Below are 13,067 nucleotides of genomic sequence, written 5' to 3'. Positions count from 1 at the left end.
AATACCACTTTTAATTACTTGAGAAATGATTTCATGGAAAAATCACAATCACACCCAGATTTACCTAAACTATTATTTGCTCTATTCTTCATTTTATTGCTCATTACCACCAGCTTTTGGGTCTTAAGTCCCTTTATTTTAGGATTTATTTGGTCAGGAATGGTAGTTATCGCAACCTGGCCATTATTGGAGAAATTACAACAACGATTATGGGGAAAACGCTGGATTGCAGTTTCTATCATGACGTTGCTATTAGTTTTGTTGTTTGTTATCCCTATTGCATTACTTGTCAGCAGCCTGGTAGAAAACAGTGCGCCATTGATTGAATGGGCAAAATCGCCTTCCTCTTTCCAACTTCCACAGTTGGAGTGGCTTAATCGGATACCTGTCATTGGTAAAGATTTATATCTTAAATGGCAGGATTTGATTGCTGATGGCAGTAACATGCTTCTCAACAAAATTCCCCCTTACATCGGTAAAGCAGCAACCTGGTTTTTCACCCAAGCGGCTAATGCAGGGCGCTTTCTTTTCCATCTGGCACTGATGGTCATGTTTAGTGTATTACTTTATTGGAAAGGTGATCAGGTGATGCTGAGTATCCGCCATTTTGCTATCCGGCTGGCAGATAAACGAGGGGATGCCGTCGTGTTGCTGGCTGCCCAATCCATCCGAGCCGTCGCTCTTGGCGTGGTGGTAACGGCATTGGTTCAAGCCATTGCAGGCGGAATTGGACTGGCCATTGTCGGCATTCCGTATCCAATGATATTGACAGTACTGATGTTTGTATGCTGTGTTGCCCAGCTTGGGCCTCTGCTTGTTCTCGTTCCATCTATTGCATGGCTTTATTGGACGGGAGAAACAACCTGGGGAACCATTTTAATTATCTGGAGCCTGATATTAACCACAATGGATGGTGTCCTGCGCCCTTTCCTGATCCGTCTTGGGGCTGATTTACCTATGGTGTTAATTCTTACTGGTGTCATCGGCGGGATACTTTCATTGGGTGTCATCGGGCTATTTATTGGGCCTGTTGTATTGGCTGTTTCTTACAGCTTACTATTGGCGTGGATGAATGAAGTTCCTAAGCCCGAAGAAAAAATGACAGACATAAAAAAACATTTCGGGAAAAAGCACATAAAATAACCAAATGATTGCGCGAAAAAAATAATATTTTCGCGCAATTATAAAACTAGTAAATATATCATCAAGATTCTATCCAAAATACAAAGTTATTTTTCGAAAAAAATAAAACCTACTGCAAAAAATTGTTGCAAAAAAGTTATTTTCACAAAATTTCTTTTCTAATCTCTATTTATTAAGAGGATTCTTAATGAATAAGCCAACTTATTAAATTAGTATTCATTTCATCGAAACAAATGTTTCCCAGAGTATTGCTACCTAGGCCTATAACGCCATAGGCTAGGTTCCATAAAGTAATATATATTGCTGTGTGTAGTCTTTGCCTGTCAGCCCATGATAGGCTTTTTTTTTGCATTCAAAAATCATGTGACATAAAATATAAAAGCCTGAAAGTATCTTAACAGGCTTTTATATTTGAATTAAATGCGATGAGTTATTTCCAGCTAATTATTTTCAGCTAACGCAATCCACGTTTTCACGACTGTATCAGGATTCAATGATAAACTGTCAATTCCTTCCTTCATTAGCCATTGAGCAAAATCTTCATGATCCGAAGGTCCTTGCCCACAGATACCAACATATTTCCCCTGCCGTTTAGCTGCTCGAATTGCCATAGAAAGCAATTGTTTCACCGCTTCATTACGTTCATCGAATAATTCGGATACCACACCAGAATCGCGATCTAATCCCAAAGCCAATTGCGTCATATCATTTGAGCCAATTGAGAAGCCGTCAAAATATTCAAGAAATTGATCTGCTAACAACGCATTCGATGGAATTTCACACATCATGATGACTTTCAAGCCATTCTCACCGCGCTTCAAACCTTGAGATGCCAATTCCGCTATCACCGCTTCCGCCTGAGCAACGGTACGCACAAACGGGATCATCACTTCAACGTTAGACAACCCCATCACATTGCGTACCCGCTTGATCGCCTCACACTCCAAAGCAAAACATTGACGGAAATTGTCAGAAACGTAACGCCCTGCCCCACGGAAACCCAGCATTGGGTTTTCTTCATGTGGCTCATACCTGTCTCCACCCACTAAGTTCGCGTATTCATTGGATTTGAAATCTGATAAGCGAACAATCACACGCTTAGGCCAGAATGCCGCTGCGAGCGTTGCAATCCCTTCCGTCAATTTCCCTACATAAAACTCAATCGGATTATCATAACCAACCATCAACGAGTTAATTTGCTCTTGCAGCTCAAGAGGTTGTTTGGAATATTCAAGCAGTGCGCGAGGGTGCACACCGATCATTCGGTTAATGATAAACTCCAGTCGAGCCAAACCAACCCCCTCATTTGGCAAGCAAGCGAAATCAAATGCGCGATCAGGATTACCCACATTCATCATGATCTTCACATCCAATTCCGGCAGTTTATCAATTTGGGAACTCTGAACACTAAAGTCTAATTTATTCTGATAAACGTACCCCGTATCACCTTCTGAACAAGAAACCGTTACCTGTAGGCCTTCTTGCAAACGTTCAGTCGCATCGCCACAACCAACAACAGCAGGAATACCCAGTTCACGAGCAATAATAGCGGCATGGCAAGTCCGTCCACCACGATTGGTGACAATAGCGGCTGCTCTTTTCATGATCGGTTCCCAATCCGGATCAGTCATATCGGTGACTAAGACATCTCCCACTTGAATGCGATCCATCTCACTAAGATTGTGGATAACCTTGACTGTTCCAACACCAATACGATGCCCAATTGCCCGACCTTCTATCAAGACATTGCCTTGCTCATTGAGTTGGTAACGTTCCATGACTTGCTGATTTGATCGAACCGTTTCCGGACGAGCCTGAACAATATATAACTTGCCATTGTGTCCATCTTTCGCCCACTCGATATCCATCGGACGGCCATAATGTTTCTCTATCAGCAAAGCCTGTCTGGCCAACTCTTCCACTTCACTATCGGCCAAAGAGAAACGATTGCGCAATTCCTCTGAGACAGCTTCTGTTCGCACTTGCTTCCCATGCTCTTTACTCTCTGCATAAACCATGCGGATTTTTTTAGAGCCAAGATTACGGCGCACTATTGCAGGCCGATTGTTCTTCAACGTCGGTTTGTGGACATAAAATTCATCAGGGTTTACCGCCCCCTGCACAACCATCTCCCCCAAACCATAAGCAGATGTAATGAACACAACCTGATCAAAACCTGATTCAGTATCAATCGTAAACATCACCCCAGACGAAGCCAAATCAGAACGCACCATGCGTTGTATACCGGCAGAAAGTGCAACACCACGGTGGTCATAACCCTGATGGACGCGGTAAGAAATGGCACGATCATTAAAAAGGGATGCAAAGACATGCTTGATAGCCACCATCACCGCGTCAATGCCTTGCACATTCAAGAAAGTTTCTTGCTGTCCAGCAAAAGAAGCATCTGGCATATCTTCCGCTGTTGCAGAAGAGCGCACGGCGAAAGAGGCATCAGGCTCGCCTTCAGACAATTGCAGATAGGCATCACGAATATCTTTTTCAAGCTGGACTGTCAATGGCGTATCAATCACCCACTGACGGATCTGCGCACCAGCTTTAGCCAATTGATTAACATCATCAACATTGGTTTCATCCAGCAATTGATAAATACGCTGGTTCACACCACTTTGTTCCAGAAAATCATTAAATGCCTGTGCCGTTGTCGCAAAACCATTAGGAACAGACACGCCCAGTTCAGCCAGATTGGTGATCATCTCGCCAAGCGAGGCGTTTTTACCACCAACCCGATTAACATCATTCATGCCTAATTGGTTATACCAGAGCACATTGTTTGGGGTGAGGCCACTATTGGACATTAGAAACTATCCTTTTTTACATTCGGAGGTACAAATCGGAAAATTAAAGCTGCACTTCACAGCAGGAAATAGCCTAGCACATTGTCTTGCCAGATATAGAAAGGTGAATCGATCAACCCAACAATATTATTTTTTTACGGGTATAATTCGGAAAAAATCCTAAGGGCATAACGATAAAAGAAGAGAGATCATGATAGACACCCATCCTCCCCAAACTGCGGAAAATGAAACACCGAAACGCAGTGTATTTTTTATTTCTGATGGAACAGCAATCACGGCGGAAGTATTAGGCCATGCCGTGTTATCCCAATTTCCAATTGCTATTACTTCCTATACCTTACCTTTCGTGACGAGCAAAACCAGAGCTGAGAAAGTCAGAGATCAAATCAATGCGATATACCAGCAAACCCAAATTAAGCCATTAGTTTTTTATTCCATCATTTCGGATGAAGTTAAAAGTATTATTACCCTCAGCAACGGATTTTGTCAGGATATTGTGCAAACATTAGTTGCACCATTGCAGCAAGAAATTGGCATCGAACCCAAACCAGAATTACACCGAACCCACGGTTTATCTAGAAAAAATTTGGGGCAATATGATGCACGCATTGCGGCTATTGATTACACTCTCGCCCATGATGATGGTATTTCATTACGTAATCTTGATCAGGCGCAAGTCATTATTCTTGGTGTATCTCGGTGCGGGAAAACACCAACCAGCCTCTATCTTGCCATGCAATTTGGTATTCAGGCTGCAAACTATCCTTTTACCGCAGATGATATGGATAATTTGCAGTTACCCGCCGCTTTAAAACCCTTTCAGCATAAATTATTCGGCCTGACGATTAGCCCAGAAAGGCTTGCTGCTATCCGTGAAGAGCGGCGTGAAAATAGCCGTTACGCTTCATTGCGACAATGTCGGGTTGAAATCGCTGAAGTTGAGGCTTTATTCCGAAAAAATAAGATCAATTACCTGAATACAACTAATTATTCTGTCGAAGAGATTTCGACCAAAATTATTGACAGCATGGGATTAAAACGCCGTATGTTCTAATTTCAAAACATATTTAACAATATTTATTCACAACACTTTCTCGCGCAAATATTATGATTGTCTGTTGAATTTACTGGGGGTTGAGTTATTGTAATTCCCCAGTCATTTCAGACTCTGTCTCAATAAGAAGTAGAATCCGAGAAAGAAAGTATATGTACAAAACAGATGAGTTAAGAACCCTCCGCATTGATAGCCTAATCACACCTAAAACGCTTGCAGAACAATATCCTATATCAGACAAAATATTACAAAATGTGACATTGTCACGAAAGCGTATTCAATCTATCCTAACAGGGGAGGATCAACGTCTATTGGTCATTATTGGTCCCTGCTCCATTCATGATGTTGATGCCGCCCTTGATTATGCCTCTCGCTTACACACCCTGCGCAAAAAATACCAGCAAAATCTGGAAATTGTAATGCGAACCTATTTCGAGAAACCGAGAACCGTTGTTGGCTGGAAAGGCTTAATTTCAGATCCTATGTTGGACGGCTCTTGCCGGGTTAATAAAGGGATCACCCTGGCTCGTAAGCTACTAATTGATATCAATGAATTAGGCGTCCCGACTGCTACAGAATTTCTGGATATGGTCACGGGTCAATATATTGCCGATTTAATTAGTTGGGGAGCAATCGGCGCCAGAACAACGGAAAGCCAAATTCACCGAGAAATGGCCTCTGCTTTGTCATGTCCAATTGGTTTTAAAAACGGAACGGATGGCAATACACTTATCGCTATTGATGCAATGCGTGCAGCGCGAGCCAAGCACATGTTTTTGTCCCCAGATAAAAATGGTCAGATGACTATTTATCAAACCAGTGGAAATCCCTATGGACATATTATTATGCGTGGTGGGAAAAAACCGAATTACAGTGCTGAAGATATTACGGTAACCTGCCAGAAATTACGTGAATTTCACTTACCTGAACGTTTAATTGTGGATTGCAGCCACGCTAATTGCCAGAAAGTCCATCATCGTCAATTGGATATAGCAAAAAATATTGGCGAACAAATCCAATCTGGCTCAACCGCTATTGCTGGTGTTATGGCTGAAAGTTTTTTAGTCGAAGGAACTCAAAAAGTTACCAAAGAAGGAGCTTTGACATATGGCCAATCTATTACCGATCCATGCCTTGGTTGGCAGGATACGGAAGAATTTATCAATATTCTTGACCAAGCCATGAGAAATCGTTCCTGAATCCTTTCCTTATTTTGGCTCCTGCCGACCGTCGGAGCCAATCATCTAAAGAAGTAAATCATTTAAAATCAAAATATTAAAACACCATTTCAAGTGAAGAAAAAAGAGCTTGAAGTTAACCACAGTTGAAACGATAATTATTCTCAATATCAGAATAATTATTGTTCAATGAAATAAAACATCCAACAAAATCACTGCTGAATAACAGTGATATATCCGTTGATTGTGTTCATAGGAACACGCTATTTCACCATGGAAATTGACTTGCATGACTTTAATTAAATCACCAAACCTGAAACTGGCTACATTAAGTGTACTCATCTTCGCAAGTTTATCTTCTGCGAATGCCACCACAGTACCTTCGGATACAATACATTCCAAGAAAGAGAAATCTTCCAAAGACACTGTAACTGTCTATGCCACTGGCAACCAACGTGACAGTTTTGAAGCCCCTATGATGGTTACAGTCATTGAAAGCAATTCTGCCAGCAATCAGGTTGCAGGCAACGCAAATGATTTACTGCACAATATTCCGGGAATTGATGTCGCTGGCATTGGTCGTGCCAATGGACAAGATATCAGCATTCGGGGTTATACCCAAAAAGGGGTTTTGACTCTTGTTGATGGTATTCGGCAAGGAACCGATACCGGACACCTCAATGGCATATTCCTCGATCCTGCATTGATCAAACAGGTTGAAGTTGTCCGTGGCCCATCAGCACTACTATATGGCAGTGGTGCTTTGGGTGGCGTTATTGCCTATCAAACCGTCGATGCTACAGATTTATTGGAAGAAGGCAAAAATACGGGTTTTCGGATCTTTAGTCGCGCAGGGAGCGGTGACCACAGTCTGGGATTTGGGGGAGCCGCATTCGGTAAAACAGAACAGCTTGATGGGGTAGTTGCATTTGGTACCCGTGATGTAGGCAATATCCGTTTCGGGAATGGCGTCAAAGATCATAATGACGAAACCATTGGTAACCTATTGGCAAAAGGTTCTTGGAAAATAGACGACAACCAAAAGCTCAGCGGTAACCTGCGCTATTACCGTAATGAAGCACATGAACCTAAAAATCCACAACTTCTAGACAAAGATAACAGTCAACGGATAGATCGCACCACTGTACAACGTGATGCTCAACTGTCTTATCAATTAAATCCAGCAAAATATGGCTGGTTAAATGCCAAAGCAGATATTTATTATTCCGATATCAATATTAATAACAGAAGCAAAGACAAGGGCTTTGAAGGCCGTAAACAAGAAACTTATGGTATAAAGCTTGAAAACCGCTCCCATTTTGGCACCACGACCTTTGCAGCACACCAATTGACCTATGGTGGTGAAACCTATAAACAAAAACAAAAGCCAAGTAGCAGCATTGTAGAAGGTTTTCCTAACGCAAATATTCATTTCGCATCTGGCTGGATCCAAGACGAAATGACCCTGCGTGATTTACCTGTTTCATTTATTGTGGGTACACGTTACGACAATTACAAAGCCACAAATAGCAAATATGATGATATCAGTGCCGATAAGTGGTCATCAAAAGGTGCCATTAGTATTACCCCCACAGATTGGTCAATGCTATTTGCTTCTTATTCCCAGGCATTCCGTGCCCCGACTATGGGCGAAATGTATAACGATTCCAGACATTTTCCTGGAAACTACTGGAAACCCAATCCAAACCTACGCCCTGAAAGCAATGAAACTCAGGAATATGGCTTCGGACTACGTTTCGATGATGTTTTAGCCAACAATGATGGTTTGAAATTTAAAGCCAGCTATTTTGATACTCAAGCAAAAGATTACATATCTTCTACTGTGACATCTGATATGAGGTTTACGACATCCTTTAATATTCCAAAGGCTAAAATTTGGGGCTGGGATATTTCTATGACGTATGACTCTGATTGGTTCTCATGGGATCTCGCTTATAACCGTACAACGGGTAAGAACGAACAAACTGGAGCCTCTATAGGAGCACTGACCCCTGACATCCTAACCAGCACATTGGATATTCCATTATCTAACACGGATTTCTCTATCGGATGGATTGGTAAATTTACCCAACAGACTAACCTCAGAGGAGTAAACGGTGATAGGAATGAACGTGGCCAGAAAATCCTCCAATACGCTGGTTATGGCGTCAATGACTTCTACGTCAGCTACCATGGCACTGGAACATTAAAAGGTCTAACTACCTCCGTTGTACTGGGTAACGCTTTTGATAAAACCTACTACTCATCGCTGGGAGCACCACAGCATGGCCGTAATGCCAAACTGTTTGTGAGCTACCAGTGGTAAAAGAACAAACAAACTATTATCTCAATTTTAGAAAAAAATTGTTTTTAAACCCCGTTTTTTAAGGAGCTAGCAACTGTGAATCAATCACTTTATGAACGTTATTTACAAGCCAAGGCAGAAAACAAAGCTAAGTATGCCCGCGATCTGGCAGCTTACCTTAACGTCAGCGAAGGAGAGTTATTGCATAGCCGTGTCGGTATCGACGCAAAACGTTTGAATATTGACGCGCCGACTCTGCTTCAGGAACTGGCTACAGTTGGTGAAACCAAGGCAATTACCCGTAATGACTTCGCCGTTCATGAACATATTGGCCGCTACGAAAATACCAAATTTAGCCCACATGTTGGTTTGATCCTTAATCCGCGTGAGCTTGACCTGCGTCTATTCTTCGATCACTGGAGCAGCGTGTTCTCCTTGATTGAACCCGCCAAGAATGGAGTGCGTCACAGCATTCAATTCTTTGACCGCCAAGGCGATGCGTTGCATAAAGTCTATGCCACCAGCAACACCGATATGGCTGCATGGGATGCACTGATCGAAAAATATCAGACTGGTGAAAACCCCGCGCTGGAAATCCAACCGGAAGAAATAGCTGAACATGCAAAAGTCACAGAACAACTGAAAGCACAGTTAGATGAGGAATGGCGCGCCATGACTGACGTTCATCAATTCTTCATCATGATGAAACGCCACAATCTTAACCGCCAGCAGATTTTCAATGCGGTTAAAGATGATTTGGCTTATCGTGTGGATAATTCAGCGCTCACTCAACTTATTGACGTTGCCTATAAAGATCAAAACGAGATCATGATCTTTGTCGGAAATCGTGGTTGTGTCCAGATTTTCACGGGTAAATTGGAACGTCTGATGCCTTATCAGGAAGAAAATTCTCCCCAGAAATGGCTCAACATTTTCAACCGCAATTTCACGCTGCACCTGATTGAAAGTGCCATCGCGGAAAGTTGGGTGACCCGCAAGCCAACCGATTGTGGCTTCGTCACCAGTCTTGAATTGTTTGATGCCAGTGGCAACCAAATCGCACAGTTGTACGGCCAACGCACTGAAGGCACTCCTGAACAAGCTCAATGGCGTGAACAAATTGCTGCTTTACCTAAACTGCAATCAGAACAGGAAACTTGTGTAGCATGAAAAAATGGCTTCTAACATTTATGCTTGCCATCTCTTGCAATGTGTTCTCTGCTGAACGCATTGTTACCATTGGTGGCGATGTGTCTGAAATTGTTTTTGCACTTGGCGAAGGACAGCACGTTGTCGCAAGGGACAGTACCAGCCAAAATCCCAAGGAACTACTCTCCTTACCCGATATCGGGTATATGAGGATGCTGAATTCAGAAGGGATCCTATCCATGCGCCCATCACTCGTGATTGCAAGTGAGTCGGCTCAACCTTCCCTGACACTCAAGCAAGTCGAAGATTCCGGTGTAAAAGTCATTAAAGTAACCAGCGAAACCTCGTTAGAAGCCGTTCCTGCAAAAATCATGACCGTCGCTAAGGCGGTCAACCAGGAAAAACGTGGCGAAGCATTGGTTGCCCAATATCGGCAACAACTCGCAAATATCGCTACGTCAGATATTTCCACCAAAGTCATCTTTGTCATGAGTCATGGTGGTATCATGCCAATGGCCGCAGGTCAAAAAACCGCAGCCGATCAAATTATTCGTGCTATTGGTGCAAAAAATGCGATGCAAGGCTTCCAAGGGTATCGTCCTTTATCTCAAGAAGGTGTTATTGCCAGCAAGCCGGACTTACTACTCGTCAGCACCGAAGGGCTAAAAACATTGGGTGGAATGGATAAAGTCTGGCAACTTCCTGGGTTAAATTTCACACCCGCAGGAAAGAAAAAACAGGTCGTGATTATTGATGAAATGGGCCTGCTTGGATTTGGTCTGCAAACACCTGCTGTGATGAAACAAGTCCGTGATGCCGCGGAGAAAGTGCAATGAGTCATTCCCGCTCCCCCAGTCTCGGTGTGATAGTACTGAGCTTATTGTTGTTTTTTCTGGCAATTAGTTCAGCAAATATGGGGGCATTGCCACTCTCTTTTAAAACACTGTGGCAATCCTCTTTGGATGATCCACAGTGGCAAATTTGGTTAAATATTCGGTTACCACGTATTTTGCTGGCGATCCTCATTGGAGGAGCGCTGGCTATATCTGGTGCGGTCATGCAAGGGTTATTCCGTAATCCTCTGGCCGATCCTGGATTATTAGGGATTAGTAGTGGTGCAGCACTTACCGTCGCAATGTTTATTGTGTTGCCTTTCGCTTTACCTGCCAGCATTGCATTGTACGGACATATTATTGCCGCGTTTATCGGCAGTTTATTGGTATCATCCCTGATATTCACCCTCAATAAATATAACCACGGCAACCTGTCAAAGCTACTCCTTGCCGGCATTGCCATTAATGCACTATGTTCATCATTTATTGGTGTATTGAGTTATATCAGTAACGACCAGCAATTACGCCAATTTTCCATTTGGATGATGGGTTCACTCAGTCAAATCGAGTGGCCAACACTAGCTATTGCGGCATCACTCATTATTCCTGTTTGTATACTGACAATCAGTCAGTCACGTAAACTCAATTTGCTGCAACTGGGTGATGAAGAAGCGCACTATTTAGGTGTTAATGTCCAACGCACCAAATATCAATTATTGCTGTTAAGCGCCTTATTAGTTGGATGTGCGGTTGCCTTGACCGGTGTCATTGGTTTCATTGGGTTAGTTATCCCGCATCTTGCCAGACAACGGTTTGGGGGCGATCATACCTGGTTACTGCCGATATCTGCCCTAGGTGGTGCCTGTCTTCTGTTAAAAGCCGACACATTAGCCAGAACATTAGTTTCTCCTGCTGAAATGCCAGTAGGCCTCATCACTGGTTTGATCGGTGCCCCCTATTTTTTATGGCTCATTCTTAAGCCATCAAGAAACCGTTCATAATGGAACCGATCATGTCAAATAATTTACTTGAAGCGCAAAATTTAAATTATTTCATCGGGCAGCGTCAGATAATCAAGGAGGTTTCCCTTTCCCTGCGTCAAGGGGAAGTTGTAGCAATTATTGGCCCAAACGGAGCGGGAAAATCAACACTATTGCGTCTATTGACTGGCTATGTCCTACCCAGTTCAGGAGATTGTCTGTTAAAAGGAATTCCCATTTCCCGCTGGCCAACTCAGCAGTTAGCTCGTATTCGTGCCGTCATGCGGCAATATAGCGCCCTCACCTTTCCCTTTAGCGTAGAGGAAGTCATCGCTATGGGACGTGTTCCCCATGAAAATGCCCACAAAAAAACTGCCATTGATGAAGCGATTGCACTGACAGAGTGTGAAGCGCTGAGAAACAGGAATTATCAGCAATTATCTGGGGGAGAACAACAACGGGTTCAACTGGCAAGAGTTTTAGCTCAACTTTGGCACCCTGAACCTACCGAATCTTGTCTGTTTTTGGATGAACCCACGTCAGCATTGGATCTTTATCACCAGCAACATACATTACGATTGGTTCACCGCCTGACACGACAGCAGCCGATTGCTGCCTGTTGTGTACTGCATGATTTGAATCTGGCATCACTTTACGCCGATAAGATTATCTTATTGCATAAAGGCCGATTAGTCGCCTCCGGTACTCCACAAGATGTACTGCGTGACGATATTCTTAAGCAATGGTATCAAGCCGATTTGGGTGTTATGCAGCATCCTGAAACTCATCAGCCACAAATCTATCTCCGGCAATAAAAGGTTAGCATTTATTCCCTTTTTATAGTGAGATGCAGATAAAAAAGGCAAATTTTGTTGTGATCGGCAAATTTTGCCTTGAATAAGTAAAAATTGGGTTCAAAATGGTTTGAAATTAATGAATATTTTTAGAAATACGCTGTTTGCGGGCTGAAGGAAGATACCAAAGTGTAGCAATAAAACACAGAGCATAACCCAACATTTCACAGCCTTCTTCCACCATATTTTTAACCGTCCGGTTAAAATGTTCATCCATCAGTCCCTGCCATAGCGCCCCCATGCCAAATAAACGGGAAAACACCAGTACACACAACAGGCCACAAGCCATCATCGGATAGCTTTGGTGACGTGTGAAATGGACGAGTCCGGCAAAAGTTTGCTGCCCATTTTTACAGGCGTAACCAATACAGACTAAAGCGAGCGGAATGGCAAACCATGACCATGCACCATGAAAAAAGAGATTATCAAAATAGATATCTAATTCTCTAATCAGAAGACAACTGAAAAAACCAGCCATTAATACCAATGACGGGCGCAGTTTTACATTTTTCTTTACTTCATAAAACAACAAAACAGCAATAATCAGCAACGTTAACTCCTGAAAAATCTCAGTCAGTGAATCTTCCCGAACACCATTTTTCAGGTAATTAACATCCAAAAAGAGTAAACCTGTAACTCCTGCTATCACTAATGCGTAGAAAATAAAAAAAGTCAGCTTTCTGGTTAAATAGATAATATCCGACTGCATGACATCCTCGACCGCACATTTTGCGTATACGATAAAAAAGAAA

The 13,067-nt window shown here is 42.8% G+C and carries 10 protein-coding genes; 8 read left to right on the top strand and 2 right to left on the bottom strand.

Translation table 11 applies throughout. The features are described 5' to 3' along the window. Nucleotides 1-33 precede the first annotated feature (33 nt). A complete protein-coding gene (ydiK, locus tag Xedl_RS01350; protein WP_074022269.1) occupies nucleotides 34-1,143 on the top strand; it encodes an AI-2E family transporter YdiK in 1,110 nt (369 codons plus the stop codon). A gap of 440 nt (nucleotides 1,144-1,583) precedes the next feature. Here the strand turns inward: ydiK and ppsA are convergent, their stop codons facing one another. Further along, a complete protein-coding gene (gene ppsA / locus Xedl_RS01345; protein WP_074022268.1) occupies nucleotides 1,584-3,962 on the bottom strand; it encodes a phosphoenolpyruvate synthase in 2,379 nt (792 codons plus the stop codon). A 190-nt stretch (nucleotides 3,963-4,152) separates the two neighbouring features. Between ppsA and ppsR the strand changes: the two genes are divergently transcribed. The 7 genes from ppsR to Xedl_RS01310 all read left to right on the top strand — a co-directional run bounded on the left by ppsR (nucleotide 4,153) and on the right by Xedl_RS01310 (nucleotide 12,276). Beyond that, on the top strand, nucleotides 4,153-5,016 hold the full coding sequence (ppsR, locus tag Xedl_RS01340) for a posphoenolpyruvate synthetase regulatory kinase/phosphorylase PpsR (RefSeq protein WP_074022267.1): 864 nt from the start codon (nucleotides 4,153-4,155) through the stop codon (nucleotides 5,014-5,016). 152 nt (nucleotides 5,017-5,168) lie between these two features. Beyond that, complete coding sequence (locus tag Xedl_RS01335; protein ID WP_074022266.1) at nucleotides 5,169-6,215, top strand: 3-deoxy-7-phosphoheptulonate synthase; 1,047 nt, start codon at nucleotides 5,169-5,171, stop codon at nucleotides 6,213-6,215. Nucleotides 6,216-6,483: 268 nt separating this feature from the next. Then, a complete protein-coding gene (locus Xedl_RS01330) occupies nucleotides 6,484-8,520 on the top strand; it encodes a TonB-dependent hemoglobin/transferrin/lactoferrin family receptor (RefSeq protein WP_074022265.1) in 2,037 nt (678 codons plus the stop codon). 75 nt (nucleotides 8,521-8,595) lie between these two features. Further along, nucleotides 8,596-9,669, top strand: a complete 1,074-nt coding sequence (locus Xedl_RS01325) for a hemin-degrading factor (protein ID WP_074022264.1) — start codon at nucleotides 8,596-8,598, stop codon at nucleotides 9,667-9,669. After that, nucleotides 9,666-10,484, top strand: coding sequence for a heme/hemin ABC transporter substrate-binding protein (locus tag Xedl_RS01320; protein WP_074022263.1), 819 nt, complete (start codon nucleotides 9,666-9,668; stop codon nucleotides 10,482-10,484). Before Xedl_RS01325 ends, Xedl_RS01320 begins: the two co-directional genes overlap by 4 nt. Further along, nucleotides 10,481-11,482, top strand: a complete 1,002-nt coding sequence (locus tag Xedl_RS01315; RefSeq protein ID WP_074022262.1) for a FecCD family ABC transporter permease — start codon at nucleotides 10,481-10,483, stop codon at nucleotides 11,480-11,482. The genes Xedl_RS01320 and Xedl_RS01315 overlap by 4 nt, the downstream gene beginning before the upstream one ends. Further along, nucleotides 11,482-12,276: a heme ABC transporter ATP-binding protein gene (locus Xedl_RS01310; protein WP_074022261.1), complete on the top strand. Its 795-nt coding sequence runs from the start codon at nucleotides 11,482-11,484 to the stop codon at nucleotides 12,274-12,276. Before Xedl_RS01315 ends, Xedl_RS01310 begins: the two co-directional genes overlap by 1 nt. Before the next feature lie 115 nt (nucleotides 12,277-12,391). Here Xedl_RS01310 and Xedl_RS01305 read toward each other — a convergent pair whose 3' ends face one another. Then, complete coding sequence (locus tag Xedl_RS01305) at nucleotides 12,392-13,024, bottom strand: hypothetical protein (protein ID WP_074022260.1); 633 nt, start codon at nucleotides 13,022-13,024, stop codon at nucleotides 12,392-12,394. Nucleotides 13,025-13,067 lie beyond the last annotated feature (43 nt).

The organism is Xenorhabdus eapokensis (assembly GCF_001908105.1).
The sequence above is the reverse complement of the archived record's forward strand: the minus strand, read 5'-3'. Positions and strand labels throughout refer to the sequence as shown.

Excerpts from the sequence above, each read along its gene's own strand:
- ydiK (WP_074022269.1), top strand. The coding sequence starts at position 34 with ATGGAAAAATCACAATCACACCCAGATTTACCTAAACTATTATTTGCT.
- ppsA (WP_074022268.1), bottom strand. The coding sequence starts at position 3,962 with ATGTCCAATAGTGGCCTCACCCCAAACAATGTGCTCTGGTATAACCAA.
- ppsR (WP_074022267.1), top strand. The coding sequence starts at position 4,153 with ATGATAGACACCCATCCTCCCCAAACTGCGGAAAATGAAACACCGAAA.
- Xedl_RS01335 (WP_074022266.1), top strand. The coding sequence starts at position 5,169 with ATGTACAAAACAGATGAGTTAAGAACCCTCCGCATTGATAGCCTAATC.
- Xedl_RS01330 (WP_074022265.1), top strand. The coding sequence starts at position 6,484 with ATGACTTTAATTAAATCACCAAACCTGAAACTGGCTACATTAAGTGTA.
- Xedl_RS01320 (WP_074022263.1), top strand. The coding sequence starts at position 9,666 with ATGAAAAAATGGCTTCTAACATTTATGCTTGCCATCTCTTGCAATGTG.
- Xedl_RS01315 (WP_074022262.1), top strand. The coding sequence starts at position 10,481 with ATGAGTCATTCCCGCTCCCCCAGTCTCGGTGTGATAGTACTGAGCTTA.
- Xedl_RS01310 (WP_074022261.1), top strand. The coding sequence starts at position 11,482 with ATGGAACCGATCATGTCAAATAATTTACTTGAAGCGCAAAATTTAAAT.
- Xedl_RS01305 (WP_074022260.1), bottom strand. The coding sequence starts at position 13,024 with ATGCAGTCGGATATTATCTATTTAACCAGAAAGCTGACTTTTTTTATT.